The 16,479-nt window shown below is 73.4% G+C and carries 13 protein-coding genes and 1 pseudogene; 11 read left to right on the forward strand and 3 right to left on the reverse strand.

Features of this window, described 5'->3' with window-relative positions; all coding sequences use genetic code 11:
• Window positions 1-22 precede the first annotated feature (22 nt).
• From OG556_RS33925 to OG556_RS33935, 3 genes are all read left to right on the forward strand, one after another.
• A complete protein-coding gene (locus tag OG556_RS33925; protein ID WP_331742852.1) occupies window positions 23-178 on the forward strand; it encodes a hypothetical protein in 156 nt (51 codons plus the stop codon).
• Between the two features lie 174 nt (window positions 179-352).
• Window positions 353-1,585: a JmjC domain-containing protein gene (locus OG556_RS33930; RefSeq protein WP_331742854.1), complete on the forward strand. Its 1,233-nt coding sequence runs from the start codon at window positions 353-355 to the stop codon at window positions 1,583-1,585.
• A gap of 102 nt (window positions 1,586-1,687) precedes the next feature.
• Window positions 1,688-3,547, forward strand: coding sequence for an ABC transporter ATP-binding protein (locus tag OG556_RS33935; protein ID WP_371523063.1), 1,860 nt, complete (start codon window positions 1,688-1,690; stop codon window positions 3,545-3,547).
• 71 nt (window positions 3,548-3,618) lie between these two features.
• Here OG556_RS33935 and OG556_RS33940 read toward each other — a convergent pair whose 3' ends face one another.
• A complete protein-coding gene (locus OG556_RS33940) occupies window positions 3,619-4,137 on the reverse strand; it encodes a GNAT family N-acetyltransferase (RefSeq protein WP_331742856.1) in 519 nt (172 codons plus the stop codon).
• A 64-nt stretch (window positions 4,138-4,201) separates the two neighbouring features.
• Here OG556_RS33940 and OG556_RS33945 point away from each other — a divergent pair, with 64 nt between their 5' ends.
• A complete protein-coding gene (locus tag OG556_RS33945) occupies window positions 4,202-4,828 on the forward strand; it encodes a helix-turn-helix domain-containing protein (RefSeq protein WP_331742857.1) in 627 nt (208 codons plus the stop codon).
• A gap of 179 nt (window positions 4,829-5,007) precedes the next feature.
• On the opposite strand, the gene OG556_RS33950 is transcribed toward OG556_RS33945, so the two are convergent.
• Window positions 5,008-5,247 (reverse strand): hypothetical protein, encoded by a 240-nt coding sequence (locus OG556_RS33950; protein ID WP_331742859.1) that lies wholly within the window; start codon window positions 5,245-5,247, stop codon window positions 5,008-5,010.
• A 38-nt stretch (window positions 5,248-5,285) separates the two neighbouring features.
• On the opposite strand from OG556_RS33950, the gene OG556_RS33955 reads away from it, so the two are divergent.
• Both OG556_RS33955 and OG556_RS33960 read left to right on the forward strand, forming a co-directional pair.
• Entirely contained in the window at window positions 5,286-6,191 is a 906-nt protein-coding gene (locus OG556_RS33955; protein WP_331742861.1) for a hypothetical protein, read from the forward strand.
• Window positions 6,192-6,461: 270 nt separating this feature from the next.
• A complete protein-coding gene (locus tag OG556_RS33960) occupies window positions 6,462-8,678 on the forward strand; it encodes a WD40 repeat domain-containing protein (protein ID WP_331742863.1) in 2,217 nt (738 codons plus the stop codon).
• Between the two features lie 53 nt (window positions 8,679-8,731).
• Here the strand turns inward: OG556_RS33960 and OG556_RS33965 are convergent, their stop codons facing one another.
• Window positions 8,732-10,294: a PucR family transcriptional regulator gene (locus OG556_RS33965; RefSeq protein ID WP_331742865.1), complete on the reverse strand. Its 1,563-nt coding sequence runs from the start codon at window positions 10,292-10,294 to the stop codon at window positions 8,732-8,734.
• A 281-nt stretch (window positions 10,295-10,575) separates the two neighbouring features.
• On the opposite strand from OG556_RS33965, the gene OG556_RS33970 reads away from it, so the two are divergent.
• The 5 genes and pseudogenes from OG556_RS33970 to OG556_RS33990 all read left to right on the forward strand — a co-directional run bounded on the left by OG556_RS33970 (window position 10,576) and on the right by OG556_RS33990 (window position 16,453).
• Window positions 10,576-12,066, forward strand: a complete 1,491-nt coding sequence (locus tag OG556_RS33970) for a sodium:solute symporter (RefSeq protein WP_331742867.1) — start codon at window positions 10,576-10,578, stop codon at window positions 12,064-12,066.
• An 11-nt stretch (window positions 12,067-12,077) separates the two neighbouring features.
• Complete coding sequence (locus tag OG556_RS33975; RefSeq protein WP_331742869.1) at window positions 12,078-12,911, forward strand: class II aldolase/adducin family protein; 834 nt, start codon at window positions 12,078-12,080, stop codon at window positions 12,909-12,911.
• An 85-nt stretch (window positions 12,912-12,996) separates the two neighbouring features.
• A pseudogene (gene speB, locus OG556_RS33980) lies at window positions 12,997-13,974 on the forward strand (agmatinase); the annotation flags it as partial.
• Window positions 13,975-14,081: 107 nt separating this feature from the next.
• Complete coding sequence (locus OG556_RS33985) at window positions 14,082-15,710, forward strand: thiamine pyrophosphate-binding protein (RefSeq protein WP_331742871.1); 1,629 nt, start codon at window positions 14,082-14,084, stop codon at window positions 15,708-15,710.
• Between the two features lie 128 nt (window positions 15,711-15,838).
• Complete coding sequence (locus tag OG556_RS33990; RefSeq protein WP_331742872.1) at window positions 15,839-16,453, forward strand: TetR family transcriptional regulator; 615 nt, start codon at window positions 15,839-15,841, stop codon at window positions 16,451-16,453.
• Window positions 16,454-16,479: the final 26 nt, after the last annotated feature.

A 16,479-nucleotide genomic window follows, 5' to 3' on the forward strand; every position in this document is an offset into this window, starting at 1 on the left:
CGACTCTCAGAAGGGAGTTCCTGTGACACACAGCCTCGACCCGGCCGACATCGTCGTCGTGCGCGCTCCGGACGTGGAAACGGCCATCACGCCCGATGACATCAGCTTCGGGCCCGCGGACGACAACAACAACAACGACTCCGGTCACAAGGACTTTTTCATCGACGACACCGACTGACCCCGCCTGAGCGGAGCCCGTCCGAGAAGTCCCACGGGCCGGGGAGGGGCCGCGCTCCCGGCGCGCCCCCTCCCCGAAGGACGGCAAGAACGCCAAGGACGGCAAGGACGACATGGCTGCCGGTCACCGCGTCAGCAGGGCCGGCCGACCTCTGTTAGGAGACACGAGATCTCGATGACTTCTCTGACGGACCGGGTGGGGGCCGAGCCCGAGGAAGGGCCTTCCTCCGGCCTCTCCCGCCTTCTCCACCCGGTGCCCCTTCCGACGTTCCGCGACGAGTACTGGGAGCGGCGGCCGCTGCACATCCCCAGGAACGACCCCGAGTACTTCGCGGATCTCCTGACGCTCGACGACGTGGACCGGGTGCTGGGCCAGTCCGGCCCGGACTTCGGGAACGTCCGGGTCATCCGCGAGGGCCAGGAAACCCCGGTGTCCGAACTGGGTGCCCCCGGCCGCAACATGACCGCCAGCCGGCTGGAGGCGCTGTACGAGCGGTACCGGTCCGGCTCGACCGTCATCCTGAACTCCCTCGAACGCCGCTGGGATCCGCTGGCGCGTCTCACCTCGATGCTGAGCGCCGAGGTCAACGCCAGGTTCCAGGTGAACGTGTACCTCACCCCCGGCGGGCAGGCCCGCGGATTCGACCCGCACTACGACAGCCACGACGTGATCGTGATGCAGGCCTACGGCAGCAAGCGCTGGCGGCTCTACGGAGCGCCGCACACGCTGCCACTGGAGGGCCAGAGGTACGACCACTCCAGCGAAGTCCCGCAGGTCCAGGAGGAGTTCGACCTCCAGCCGGGCAGCCTCCTCTACCTGCCCCGTGGCACCATCCACGCCGCGACGTCCAACGACGCCGCGTCGATGCACCTCACCTTCGGCGTCCACCCGGTCCTGATACCCGCGCTGATCAGCGACGCGGTCCGGGAGGTCTTCGAGGGGGACGAGCGGTTCCGCAGGAGCATGCCCATCGGATTCGCCAACGACAAGCACCTCCAGGAACAGGCCGAGGACGCCTTCGCCGAGCTGATCGATACGCTCGCCGCCCGGCTCTCACCCCAGGAGATGACGGCCAGGGCCGTGAAGCAGACGACCTCCCTCGCCCCGGTGACGCTCCGCGGCCACCTGGGCGACCTGGAGAACCTGCCGCGGCTGGACCCCGACACCCGGGTACGGCGACGCCCGGGGCTGCGGTGGAGCGTGGCACTCGGCGAGGAGATCATCGAGCTCGAATTCCACAGCAAGACCATCCAGCTGCCGGTCCACGTGGCCGACGAGGTCAGGTTCGTGACGGAGAACGACGGACAGGGATTCACCCCCGGCTCGATCCCCGGCGACCTGGACCAGCCGGGCCGCCTGCTGCTCGTCCGCACGCTGGTCCACGAAGGATTCCTCACCCTGTCCTGACCGACGGACGGACAGACGGACAGACGGACAGACGGCCGCACGGGTGCGTACCGGGCCGGGCGGCACCGGCCGGCCCGGCACGGCCCGGGCCGGGCCGGCCTGATGACTCACGCGGATCCGCCCGGTGCCCCACTCCCGCGGGCCGGGGCACCGGGCGGACGCGCCCGACCGACAGAAGGGAGGAGCCCCTTGGCCGGAGAACGGAAGAACAGGCGGCACGCACCACTGGCCAGGGCCATGGGCCTGTTCGTGCCGCACCGCCTCCGGCTCGGCGCCGTACTGCTGCTGGTCGCCGCCGGATCGCTCGCCGCGATCGCACCGCCGTTCATGCTGCGGCAGATCTTCGACGTCGCACTGCCCCAGGGCCGGCTCGGACTGCTGACCGGGCTGGCCGCCGGGATGCTCGCCCTGGTGGTGGCCAGCACCTCCGCCGGAGTGCTCCAGGCCTACCTGCTGGTCACCCTGGGACAGCAGGTGATGGACGACCTGCGCACCGCGGTCTACACACACCTGCAGCGAATGTCCCTGTCCTTCTTCACCGCGACCCGCACAGGCGAGGTGCAGTCCCGGATCGCCAACGACATCGGAGCCATGCAGTCGACGGTGACCGGCGCGGCCGCCACGATCGTCGCCAGCGCCACCACGGTGGTGGCCACACTGCTGGCGATGCTCTCCCTGAACTGGCAGCTGACGGCCGTCTCCCTCGCGGTACTCCCGTTCTTCGTCGGGATCAGCCGCAGTGTCGGCACGGAGCGTCGCGGAATCGTCGAACAGCAACAGAACCTGCTCGCCGTGATGTTCAGCCTGATCGAGGAGTCGCTGTCGGTCAGCGGCTTCCTGCTGGGCCGCACGATGGGGCGCACCGACACGCTCGTCAAGGAGTTCGCCGGGCGGTCACGGGACCTCGCCGACCTGACCGTCCGCTCCTCGATGGCCGGACGATGGCGCCAGTCCGTCATCTCGATCATCGTGGCCGCGATGCCGATAGCGTTCTACTGGACGGCCGGAATCGTCGGTGGGCACGGTGGCCCGACCATATCCGTGGGCACCGTCGTCGCGTTCACCGCCCTCCAACAGGGCCTCTTCGGGCCCGTCATGACCCTGCTGCAGACCGGCATCGGCATCCAGAGCTCCATGGTCCTGTTCGACCGGGTCTTCGAATACCTGGACCTGGAGGTCGACGTCGCGGAGCCCACGGACCCCGTTGCGCTCACCGGGCGCCACGGACACGTCCGCTTCGAGCAGGTGAGCTTCTCCTACCCGGCCTCGGGACCCGTCCTCCAGGGCGTCGACTTCGACCTGCCCGCCGGTGAGAAACTGGCGGTCATCGGCGCCACCGGCGCGGGCAAGACCACCCTCGGCCACCTCGTCCCCCGCCTCTACGACGTCACGGGCGGACGGATCACCATCGACGGCGTCGACATCCGCGACCTCAGCTTCACCACCCTCGCCGAGACGGTCGGCATCGTCCTGCAGGACACCCACCTCTTCCACACGACCGTGGCCGACAACCTGCGCTTCGCCAAACCCGGAGCAACCGCCAGCGAGCTGGCGGCCGCCGCCGAAGCCGCCCAGATCCACGAACTGATCGCAAGCCTGCCGAAGGGGTACGACACCATCGTGGGCGAACGCGGGTACCGGTTCTCCGGCGGCGAGAAACAACGCCTGGCGATCGCCCGGACCATGCTGAGGAACCCACCGGTCCTCGTCCTGGACGAGGCCACCAGCGCACTGGACACCATCACCGAGAAAGCCGTCCAGCAAGCACTGGACGCACTCTGCGCGGGCCGCACCACGATCACGATCGCCCACCGGCTGTCCACGGTCCGCCATGCCGACCGGATCATCGTCCTGGACGGCGGCCGGGTCGTCGAGTCGGGCACACACGCGGACCTCCTCGCCCGCGCCGGACGGTACGCGGAACTCTGCCGGTCGAACGGCTCCCCCGGCCCGAAACCCTGAAGGACAGAAGCGCGGAAGGACGGAAAGGCGGAAAGGCGGCAGGGCCGAAGTCGTCTACGCCAGAGGCCTGTTCAGAGCCGCAGGTCCATCCGCTGCTCGACCGTGTCCAGGCCGAACCTGCGGGCGGGACGGGAGACGGTGAGCTCGAAACCGGCCTTCGCGTACAGGTGGTGGGCGGCGTCAAGGCCCGCGATGGTCCAGAGCAGCACGCCCCCGTACGCCCGGGCACGGGCCTCCTCCAGCGCGGTCTCCAGCAGCCGCCCGCCCAGACCCCGCCCCCGGGCGACCGGGTCGAGCAGCACCCACCGCAACTGGCCCCAGCCCGGACGCTCGTCCGCCCGGACCAGGCCGGCCCCGCCGACCACCCGGCCGTCGAGCTCGGCGACCCACAGACGACCGGGCCCCGCACCGCCCTCACGGGCCCGGGCGAGGACCAACTCGGCCATCCCAGCGGCGACAAACGCCTCCATGGTCTCGTCCGTGCCGTACTCCCGGGCGTAGAGGACACCGTGCAGGGCGGCGACGGTGCCCAGGTCCCCGGGGCGCACGGCCTCGCGGACGGTCGCGGATCCGGGTGCGGTGGCGGCCATGGCGGCATCCCTTCCAGGAGGACACTTCCACTGAAACAGTCGTTTCAGTGCAACGATAGACCACGTGTCCACCCCCGCCCCCGCAGATACGCGCTCCCGCCCGTCGCGGCGCCGCGAGGAGATCCTTGCCGCGACCGTGCGCTACGTCGCCGAGCACAACGCGTCCGACCTCTCGCTGCGCCCGCTGGCCACCGAGATCGGCTCCAGCCCGCGGGTGCTGCTGTACCTGTTCGGGTCGAAGGAGCAGCTGGTCCGGGAGGTCCTGGCGGTCGGCCGGGCCGGGCAACTCGCCCTGCTGGAACGCTGCGAGGCCGAGGGCGGCGACGCCCGCGAGAGCCTCGAACTGCTCTGGGAGTGGTTGACGAAGCCCGAACACCGGGGCGCGCTACGCCTGTTCTTCGAAGGGTACGTCCGCGCCCTCGACGGCTCCGGGCCCTGGCTGGACTTCGACACCGCCTCGCTGGAGCAGTGGCTGCCACCCCTGGAACGCACCCTTAACGGCACCGGCGCCAATCCCACCGTGGTCCTGGCCGTCCTCCGAGGCCTGCTGCTGGACCTCCTCGCCGACAGCGGCGAGGACGAGAGCAGAGGCGGGAGCAAGGGCGAGGGCGGGAGCAAGGACCGAGGCGGGAACCACACCGCCCGCGTCCACGCCGCCTGGCACACCTTCCTCGACACCACCCTCGGCTGACGCCCGGCAAGCGAGCCGCACCACACCCGAAAGCCGGACGCTCGCCTGGTGCCGGATGGCCGGTGGGTGGTGGGCTTCGGCGGGGAGGTCGCGGTGTCGGCCCGCCGTCGACCGCCCACACACACACAAATCGTGCAGTACAAGCCACTTGAGAGGCGCCCCCGAGGAGGTGGGGGTCTTCAGGGCTGCTTCCCTGGGGCGACGGCGGGGCCGTGTCCGCCAGCCGGTGGGTGGTCCAGGCTCGCCGGACGGGTGCTGCGGACGGTGATGACGGTGTCCGCGAGGCCGGACAACGCGTCGGCCACGAGGACGGTCCGGCCCTCGCCCGGGCCGCCCGGCCGTCCGTCCTGAGGCCGGGCCTCCTGGTGGCCGAAGGCCGCGCCGATGGCGACCGGGCGCTCTTCCCCGCCACGGCGCAATGCGCTATGCCTGCCGTATCCGACCATGGAGGCCCCTGATGACCACTGACCGGAACCAGCACACATCGGATACACCCACCCGGATGACCCGCTTCGACGACATCTACAGCCGCCCGGACCCACGGTCGTACTTCGGCGCGTTGGGGGCACTGGGATACCAGACGCCCCACCACGCCCAGAGCGTCTTCCGCAGCCTCCTGCCTCCCGCCGGCTTCCCCGACGCTCCCAAGCACCCGACAGACGGCCAGGACGACAGGCCCCTGGCCACGGTCCTGGACATCTGCTGCTCGTACGGCATCAACGCGGCCCTGCTCAACCACCACGTGACGCTGCGGGAGTTGTACGACCACTACACCTCACCGCAGGCAGCCCGTCTGACGGCCGCCGAGCTGATCGAGTGGGACCGCACGTACTACGCGCAGCGCCGCCGGCCGGACGCCGTACCCGTCATCGGCCTCGACATCGCCGCGCCGGCCGTCGCCTACGGTCGCGCGGCCGGTCTGCTCGACGACGGGTACGCCGAGGACCTGGAGACCGCCTCGCCCAGCCCGGCTCTGTACCGGGCCACCCGCGGCACCCGTCTGATCACCGTGACCGGCGGAGCGAGCTTCCTGTCCGCCCGTACCTTCCGGCTCCTGCTGGAGGACAGGCGGGAGAAGCCGTGGGTGGCCGCCTTCGTGCTGCGCACCGGCTCCTACCAGGACATCGCCGACGGCCTGGCCCTGCTGGGCATGACCACGGAGAAGGACGCCTCCCGCACCTACCCGCAGAGACGCTTCACCGACGCCGACGAACAGCTGTACGCGATCACGGCGGTGTCCGCGGCCGGCGACGACCCCCACGGCAAGGAGGCCGACGGCCACTTCCACACGGCCCTGCACCTCACACGGCCCGCGGCGCAGGCGGCTGCCCGTCCACTGCACACCGTGCTACAGGACGGCTGAGGTCTCGGGAAGCGGCCGGACGCCCCGTTCGACCGCCCGCCCGCGTGCCCACCGTGCCACCGCACCTCGGCGACCCGTTCATCTCCGGGGATGCCTTCCGCGACCGCTGCCCGGTGCCACCGGGTTGGACGGCTTCGGGTGTCCGACCGCGTACGGGGGCGTCCGGCCGGCCGGGTGACACGGCGGACCGGGCCGACGCGGCTCGGGTGGTCCACCGGTTCCCCCCGGAGCCGTGCTGCCGCGCTGCCGGGTACGACTACTGTGCCGGTCATGTCCGACGATCCGCGCGACGCCCGCCCGCACGCCGAACCCGCCGCGCCCGTCGGACGGTTGGCCGATCCGTGGTTCCTGGTGAACGCCGAGCCGGAAGCGGTGATGGCGCTGCTGGACACGGCGTCGGGCCCGGCGGCGCGACTAGCCGCGTCGGTGTACCGGGCCTCGGAAGACCTGCACCGTGACGCCACTGCGGGGGTACGCCGGCAGCTGCTGGCGCTGGACGCGGCCCGGTACGGGGACCGGGAGCTGTCGGCACGGATCACCGCGGCGACGGTGGAGGGCGAGCCCACCGCACCGTGGGGCGTCGAGTGGGCCACCGGCTCCCAGCTCGACCGGTCCCTGCGCCGTATTCCGACCGCCCACACCGACGCGTTGCTGGCGGTGGCGACGGCGGTGCTCGACGGCCGCCCCGTCGCCGTCACCGGCGGCACCGACCGCACCGCGCGCGTGTGGGACCTGACCACCGGCCAGCAGATCGGCCGACCTCTCACCGGCCACACCGGCCAGGTGTGCGCGGTGGCGACGGCGGTGCTCGACGGCCGCCCCGTAGCGCTCACCGGCAGCAGTGACAAGACCGTGCGGGTGTGGGACCTGAGCACGTGCGAGCAGACCGGCCCGCCCCTCACCGGCCACGCGGCCGCAGTGGGGGCCGTGGCGACTGCGGTGGTCGACGGCCGCCTTGTCGCGGTCACCGGCAGCAGCGACGGCACGGTGCGGGTGTGGGACCTGACCACGCGCGAGCAGGCCGGCCAGCTCTTCACCGGCCAGGACGGCTGGGTGTACTCGGTGGCGACCGCGGTGCTCGACGGCCGCCCCGTCGCGGTCACCGGCAGCAGTGACGAGACCGTGCGGGTGTGGGACCTGAGCACGTGCGAGCAGATCGGCGAGCCACTCACCGGCCACGAGGACGGGGTGCGAGCGGTGGCGACAGGGGTGTTCGAGGGCCGCCCCGTCGCGGTCACCGGCAGCCACGACGAGACCGTGCGGGTGTGGGACCTGACCACGCGCGAGCAGATCGGCCGGCCGCTCACCGGTCACGACGGCTGGGTGTTGTCGGTGGTCACGACAACGATCGAAGGCCGCCCCCGCATCGTCAGCGGAGGCGAGGACTGGACGCTGCGGGTGTGGGACCCGGCCACGGGCACGCGGGTCGGCGAGCCGGTGACCGGCCACGACGACAAGGTCCGGGCGATGGCGACGGCGGTGCTGGACGGCCGCCCCGTGGTGGTCGCCAGCAGTCAGGACGGAGCGGTGCGGGTGTGGGACCTCGCCCCGGGCAGCCAGGCGGGTGCGCAGCCCGCCGGCCACACCTCCTGGGTGGTGGCGGCGACGACCGGGGTGGCCGGCGGCCGTCCCGTGGCGGTCACCGCCGGTTCCGACCGCACCCTACGGGTGTGGGACCTGGCCACCGGCCGGCAGATCGGCCGGCACCTCACCGGCCAGGACGACGGTGTGTGGGCGGTGGCGGCGGCGGTGCTCGACGGGCGCCCCGTCGTGGTCACCGGCTGCCAGGACGGGACGGTGCGCGTGCGGGAGCCGGCCACGGGCGGCCAGGTGGGTGAGCCGCTCGTAGGTCACGACGGCTGGGTGACGGCGGTGGCGACGGCGGTGGTCGGCGGCCGCCCGGTCGCGGTCACCGGCGGCTTCGGCGACGTTCGGGTCTGGGACCTGACCACGGGCCGGCAGGCCGGCGAGCCCCTGACCGGCCACGACGGCGACGTGAACGCGGTGACGACGGCGGTACTCGACGGCCGCCCCGTCGCGGTCACCGGCGGCGACGACGGCACGGTCCGGGTCTGGGACCTGACCACCCGCCGGCCGATCGGCCAGCCCCCCACCGGCCACACCGACCGCGTGCTGGCGGCCGCGACGGCGGTGCTCGACGGCCGCCCCGTCGCCGTCACCGGCGGCAGCGACGGCACTGACGGCGCGGTGCGGGTGTGGGACCTGACCACGCGCGAGCAGATCGGCCGGCCCCTGACCGGCCACACAGGCGCCGTGAACGCGGTGGCGACGACGGTCCACGACGGCCGTCCCCTGGCGGTCACCGGCGGCGACGACGGCACCGTGCGGACCTGGGACCTGACCACCGGCGGCCAGGCCGGCCCGGCACTGGTGTTCCCGCTGCCGGTCCGCGCGGTCGCCGTCGCGCCGGACGGCCGGCTGGTGGCGGGCTTCGGCTGGGAGGTCGCGGTGCTGGCCCGCCGCTGACCGGACCCCGCACGAAACTCTCGCCGGACGCCGCCGGCGGAGGCGGCCCGCGGTCAGTGCGCGTCGGGCGGGAGCCAGCGCAGGGCGAACCAGACCTCCATCCGGACCTCCGCGTCGCCGAGGTCGACGGCGAGCAACTCGCCCACCCGGGCGATGCGCTGGCGCACGGTGTTGCGGTGGAGCTGGAGCGCCGCCGCGGTACGGTCCCAACTGCCGTGCAGGGCGAGCCAGGTCCGCAGCGTCTCCCGCAGCACCGCCGGCCCCGGCGTGCCCGCGCCGGCCAGCGGCGCGAACGTACTACGGGCGAGCGCTGCGGCGTCCTCGGGAACGACCAGGGCGTGGACGCTCGGTCCGACCGCCTCATGGTGGTGGACCGCGGGGGCGCCGGTGGCCAGCGCGTGACGCAGGGCCCGCTCCGCCTGGGCGTCGGCGGTCCCCAGCCCCGCCGTGGGAGCGGGCGCGCTGACTCCGAGCGTCCAACCGAGCCGGACGGCGGACTCGGTGTCCACGACCCGCTCCGCAGCCGCCGAACCGGGCAGCAGCGCCCGCAGCCGGGTCCCGTCCAGGTCCAGGTACGGCGTGCCCAGGGCGGTACCGAGCGCCGCGAGCTGGACGGCCTCACCGCCGCCGCCCGCCCGCCCGGTCAGCCGGCCGTGCACGACCACCCACGCCCCGCCGGGCGGCAGCAGGCCGGCCGCCGCCTCCTGCGGCGCCGCGCCGAGCAGCAGCCGCACCAGCGCCCCCGCACCGCGGGCGTCCGTACCGAGCGCGTGCCGCGGACTGGTGAGCAGCGAGAGGAGGACCACGGCCATCCCGGCCACGGAGCGGTGGACGGCGCTCGGCGGCTCCTGGGCGGCGGTGACGAGCGTGAGCGGGCCGCCGGGGCCGTCGGAGCCGGGCAGGGTCCGCACCGTCAGGTGCCGCCCGGCGTGGTGCTGGGCGGCGGCGGCCGGCGGCCGGGCGCGGCCCGCGGCGCGCGCGGTGGTCCGTTCCGCGAGGGCGCGCAGTTCGTCCGGGACCGGTGCGGGCGGGCGCGTTCCGGCGCTGAACAGTTCGACGCCGCGTCCGTCCAGCAGTGCCGTCCAGCCGCCCAGGTGCACGGCGAGCTGCTGGACGACCGCGCGCAGCGCGTCGGGGCGCGCGGCCGCGGAGGCGAGGGCGGACTGGGCCTCGGAGACCTGCCGCAGGCCGCGGTGGACGGCTTCGGCCATCGCCGCGTACGCGGCCCGCCCGACCGCGACGAACGGGGTGCCGTCGGGCACCCGCAGCAGCGGCAGGCCGTGCCGGTCGCAGGCGGCGGCCAGGTCGGCCGGCACCTCGTCGTAGACCGGCGCGACACCGAAGCCGAGCGCGGCCGCGCCCGCTTCGACGACGCAGCGCACGTAGGCGTCGATACCCGCGGCGGTCTGCGGGAGGCGGACGCCGGCGGTGAGCAGCAGTTCGCCGCCGAGCAGGTAGGGGCCGGGGTCCTCGACCTCGGTGGTGCCGACGGTGGCGATCAGCCGCTCCTCGGCCGGTCCGGCGATCCGGCGCAGTCCGAGCGTGGGGTCGGCGAGCAGGACGCTCAGCGGAACGGCGGGACTGCCGGGGGCGGGGGCGGGGGCTGGGTCGGGCACGCCGGCGGCCTTTCGTCGCAGGGTTTCGCACATCCGGCCTAACGATATTGGATGAAACCGATACTTCTGCGGGCCGGGCAGGGCGGTCTAGGTTCAGCACACGGCGTTTCCGTTCGGGCACCCCCGGCCCCCCCTCCCCCGCCTTTCCTGCCGTTCCCGTGAGCCCTGCCGGCTTTCCCGTGAGCCCCGCCAGTCCCACCTGACGCCCTGCCTGTTCCCCCCACCCGCAGCCCTGGCCCGGGCGCTCCCCCCAGCGCGTCCGGCCGGATCGGAGGACCCCCATGACCCTCGACTACGTCGTGATGATCGGCTATCTGTTGGGCATCGTCGGCGTCGGCTGGTGGGGCAAGCGGCGCGCCTCCTCGAAGGCGGACTTCCTCGTCGCGGGCCGCCGTCTGGGCCCGGTGCTGTACACGGGGACGATGGCCGCCGTCGTGCTCGGCGGCGCGTCCACCATCGGCGGCGTGCGGCTCGGCTACTCCTACGGCCTGTCGGGCGCCTGGATGGTGTTCGCGATCGGGCTCGGCCTGCTGGCGCTGAGCATCCTCTTCTCCGCCCGGATCGCCCGGCTGCGGGTGTACACCGTGGCCGAGATGCTGTCGCTGCGCTACGGCGGGGCGGCGAGCGTGATCTCCGGCGTGGTCATGTGGGTCTACACCCTGATGCTGGCGGTGACCTCGACGATCGCCTACGCCAGCGTCTTCGACGTGCTGTTCGACGTGCCCCGCTGGGCGGCCGTGGTGATCGGCGGCACCATCGTGGTCGGCTACTCGGCGCTCGGGGGCATGTGGTCGATCACCCTCACCGACATGGTGCAGTTCGTGGTGAAGAGCATCGGGGTGCTGTTCCTGCTGCTGCCGGTCGCCGTCGTGAAGGCCGGCGGCCTCGCCCAGCTGAAGGCCGAACTGCCGTCCGGCTACTTCTCGTTCGGCTCGATCGGCGGCGACACCATCTTCACCTACGTGCTGATCTACACCTTCGGCATGCTGATCGGCCAGGACATCTGGCAGCGGGTGTTCACCGCCCGCACCGACCGGGTCGCCGCGTACGGCGGCACGGTGGCCGGCGCCTACTGCCTGGCGTACGCCGTCGCCGGCGCGGTGATCGGGATGGCCACCAAGGCGCTCTACCCCCAACTGGCCAGCCCCGACAGCGCGTTCGCGACCATCGTGAAGAGCACGCTGCCGGCCGGGGTGCGCGGCCTGGTCCTGGCGGCGGCGCTGTCGGCGATGATGTCGACCGCGAGCGGCGCGCTGATCGCCTCCGCCACCGTGGCCAACAACGACATCTGGGCCCGGGTCCGCACGCTCATCGGCCGGGCAGGGCCCGGTACCGCGGCCACGGACCATGACGAGGTGCGGTCCAACCGGCTGGCGATCGTGGCCCTCGGCGTGCTGTCGATCGGCGTCGCCTGCGTCCTGGACGACGTGATCTCGGCGCTCACCGTCGCCTACAACCTGCTGGTCGGCGGTCTGCTGGTGCCGATCCTGGGCGGGCTGGTCTGGCGGCGCGGCAACCTGCCGGGCGCACTCGCCGCGATGGTCGCGGGCGGCGCCACCGTGATCGCGCTGATGGCCGCCAAGGGCGTCCTCGCCAACGAGCCGGTCTACTTCGGCCTCGCCGTGAGCCTGGTCGCCTACCTGGCCGTCAGCCTGGCCACCCGCCCGACCGACGCCACCGTGCTGGAGCACTGGCGCGGCCGGCTCGCCGGACAGGCCGACACCCCGGACACTCCCGCCGCTCCCGCCACCGCGCCGGCCGCCGCACTCTGAGAGGACACCCCATGGGCCAGCCCACCACACCCACCGCGCCCACCGTCACGTCCGGGACACCCACCCTGCCCGAACCGTCCGCACCAGCGGCGCCGACCGCACCGGACGAGGCCCGGCTGCGCCGCGAACTCGCCGCCATGTACCGGCTGGTCGCCCACTTCCGGATGACCGACCTGATCTTCACCCACATCTCGGTCCGCGTCCCCGGCCCCGAGCAGCACTTCCTGATCAACCCGTACGGCCTGCTGTTCGAGGAGATCACCGCCTCCTCCCTGGTCAAGATCGACCTGGCCGGGAACCCGGTGGAACCGACCCCCCATCCGGTCAACCCGGCCGGCTTCGTGATCCACAGCGCCGTCCACGCCGCCCGCCAGGACGCCCACTGCGTGCTCCACACGCACACCCGGGCGGGCTGCGCGGTCGCCGCCCAACGGGACGGGCTACTGCCCCTCAACCAGATCTCGATGGAGTTCCACGACCGGGTCGGCTACCACGACTACGAGGGCGTCGCACTCAACCTCGCCGAACAGGAACGACTGGTCGCCGACCTCGCCGGGCACCCGGCCCTGATCCTGCGCAACCACGGCCTGCTGACCGTCGGCCGCACACCGGGCGAGGCCTTCCTGCGGATGTACTACCTGGACAAGGCCTGTGAGATCCAGATCGCCGCCCAGGCCGGCGGCGGCCCGCTCGTCCTGCCGTCCCCCAAGACCGCCGAGCTCACCGCCCGCCAGCTGACCGGTCAGGAGCACGGCTCCGACCTCCAGGACGACCAGGCCGCCGAACTGGCCTGGGCAGCCCTCCTACGCCTCGCCGACCGGATCGCCCCCGACCACGCGAACTGACCCCACCGACCCGGCGCAACCACCGACACCCCGACAACACCCCGACGCCGACACCCCGCCCGACCGCCCGACTCCAGGAGCTGCCATGAGCACCGCCCCCGACCCCCACGCCCCCCACAGCCCCCTCGGCCCCACCGACTCCTCCCGCGTACCGCGCTACGCCGGACCCGCCACCTTCGCCCGCCTGCCCCGGATCGACCAGGTCCCGCGCGCCGACGTCGCAGTCGTCGGCGTGCCCTTCGACACCGGCGTCTCCTACCGCCCCGGCGCCCGCTTCGGCGGCAACGCGATCCGCGAGGCCAGCCGGCTGCTGCGCCCCTACAACCCGGCCCAGGACGCCTCACCGTTCGCACTCGCCCAGGTCGCCGACGCCGGGGACATCGCCGCCAACCCGTTCGACATCCACGAGGCCGTCGACACCGTCGAGGCGGCCGCCGGCGAACTCCTGGCCACCGGCGCCCGGCTGATGACCCTCGGCGGCGACCACACCATCGCGCTCCCGCTGCTGCGCGCCGTGGCCCGCCGCCACGGACCGGTCGCACTGCTGCACTTCGACGCCCACCTGGACACCTGGGACACCTACTTCGGCGCCGAGTACACCCACGGCACACCGTTCCGCCGGGCCGTCGAGGAGGGAATCCTGGACACCTCCGCCCTCTCCCACGTCGGCACCCGCGGGCCGCTCTACGGCAAGCAGGACCTCACCGACGACGAGAAGCTCGGCTTCGGCATCGTCACCTCCGCCGACGTCCTGCGCCGCGGCGTGGACGAGGTCGCCCAGCAACTGCGCGAACGGGTCGGCGACCGCCCCCTGTACATCTCCATCGACATCGACGTGCTCGACCCGGCACACGCCCCCGGCACCGGCACCCCCGAGGCCGGCGGACTCACCTCCCGCGAACTGCTGGAGATCCTGCGCGGTCTGAGCGGCTGCCACCTGGTCTCCGCCGACCTGGTCGAGGTCGCACCCGCCTACGACCACGCCGAGATCACCGCCGTGGCCGCCTCCCACACCGCCTACGAGCTGACGACGCTGATGGCCCGCCAGATCGCGAACGAACGGACCCAGCCAGGCCCGCGCACCGGCACGGACGACCGCACCGACGCCCATACCGGCGCCCGTACCGACGCCCGCCCCGAGGCCCACGACACCACCGGCGAGGTGCGCGCATGACCCACCTGCGCAACGGCGGCGACCTGGTGGTCGAATCACTCGCCACACTCGGCGCCCGCCACGTCTTCGGCCTGCCCGGCCAGCACGCCCTCGGCCTGTTCGACGCGCTGCGCCGCTCCGACCTGCGGTACGTGGGACTGCGGGTGGAGAACAACGCCGCCTTCGCCGCCGACGGCTACGCCCGCACCGCCGGGACGGTGGCCCCGCTGTTCCTGTCCACCGGGCCCGGCGCGCTCACCTCACTGGCCGCGCTCCAGGAGGCCGCCGCCGCCTCGGTACCGGTGCTCGCCGTCTCCAGCCAGATCCCCTCGGCCGGACTGGGCGGACGACGGCGCGGTTACCTGCACGAACTCGTCGACCAGCAGGCCAGCTTCCGCGACGTCGTGAAGTCCGTGCACACCGCCCGCACCCCCGCACAGATCCCCTCCGCGCTGGCCGCCGCCTGGGAGTCGGCGCTGAGCGCGCCGTACGGGCCGGTGTGGGTGGAGATCCCGCAGGACGTCCTGCTCGCGCCGGTGACCGTACCGCCGGTCACCGGGCTGCGCGCCCAACCGCGGCCGCCGGTCCCCCGCCCGGAGCTGATCGCCGAGGCCGCCGTGCTGCTGGCCGAGGCCGAACGCCCGGTGATCCTGGCCGGAGGCGGCGTGGTCCGGGCCGGAGCCGGTGACGAACTGCTGCGGCTGGCCGAGCTGTTGCGGGCCCCGGTCGCCTGCACCTTCGGCGCCAAGGGCGCCTTCCCCTGGGAACACCCGCTCTCGCTGCGCTCCTGGCTGGAGGACCGCCACACCACCGACCTGCTAGAGGACGCCGACGTCCTGCTCGTCGCCGGCTCCGGCCTGGGCGAACTGTCCAGCAACTACCACACCATGGCGCCGCGCGGCCGGATCATCCAGATCGAGGCCGACGCGGGCAAGCTGGAGGCCAACCACCCGGCCTTCGGCATCCACGCCGACGCCCGCCTCGCCCTGGCCGCCCTCTGTGACTCGGTCCCGGCCGCCACAGCGGACGGACGGGCCGAGGCGGTGACCGCCGAACTGCTCGAACGCGTCCAGGAACGGATCGACAGCCAGGGACTCGACCTCGAACAGGACCTGCTGGCCTCCGTCCGCCGCGCCCTACCGGACGACTCGCCGGTCTTCTTCGACATGACGATCCTCGGCTACTGGGCCTGGTCCGCGTTCGACGCCCGCCGCCCCGGAGCGATGCACTCCGCCCAGGGCGCCGGCGGCCTCGGCTACGGCTACCCCGCCGCCCTGGGCGCCGCCGTCGCCGCCAACGGCCGCCCGGTCCTCGCCGTCTCCGGCGACGGCGGCGCGATGTACTCACTCGCCGAACTCGCCACCGCCCGCCAACTCGGCCTCAACGTCACCTGGTTGATCATCGACGACGGCGGCTACGGCATCCTGCGCGAGTACATGACGGGCACCTTCGGCGAGGCCACCGCCACCGAACTCGCCCGCCCCGACTTCGTCCGCCTGGCCGAGTCCTTCGGCGTCCCGGCCTCCCTCACCACACCCGACGACCTCGCACAGGACCTGGCCGCCGCACTCACCACCCCGGGCCCCAACGTGCTGGTCCTCCCCGCCCTGCTACGCATGTTCGCCCCCACCCACCTGGACACCTGAACCACCAGGGGAGCGCGACGGCCCCACCCCGCCCGCGCCCGACGCGCTCCCCCGCCGGCCCGACCGCACACCACCACGCACCCGGACCGTCCGACGCCGCAGCGCCGGCCCTTGGATAGGCTGCGGCAATGGCCCTCGACTCCCCCCGACTGCTGCGCGCCGACGCCGCCCGCAACGCGGAAAAGATCATCCGGGCTGCCCGGGAGGTCTTCACCGAACAAGGCCCCGACGCCCTCCTCGACGACGTGGCACGCCGGGCCGGCGTCGCAGCCGCCACGCTCTTCCGCCGTTTCCCCGACAAGGCCGCACTGCTGCGGGCCGTACTGGACGAACGCTTCGCCGAGAACGTCCGCCCCGTCATCCAGGCCGCCGCCCACGACCCCGACCCCGCCTCCGCACTGGCCCGCGTGCTGGAAGCGGCCCTGGAATCGGTGGCCGGCGACTACAACGTGCTGGCCGCCGCCCGCTCCGCCGGCGTCCTGACCCCGGCGACCGGGCAGGAGTTCTTCGCCGCCCTCGACGCCCTCCTCGCGCGCGGCCAGCACGCAGGCGTGATCCGCGCCGACCTCGTCCCCGACGACCTGCACCGCGTCGTCGTCATGCTGGTCTCGGTGCTGTGGACGATGGAACCCCGCGAGGACGGCTGGCGCCGGTACCTGGCCCTGGTCCTCGACGGCCTCACCCCCGCCGGGGCCCGCCCGCTGCCCTGCCCCGCCCCCGCACTGCACACCCGCACCCCCTGACACCGAGGCGGGTGCCGGCCGCTAGG

Source organism: Kitasatospora sp. NBC_01300 (assembly GCF_041435235.1).
Classification (GTDB): Bacteria; Actinomycetota; Actinomycetes; order Streptomycetales; family Streptomycetaceae; genus Kitasatospora.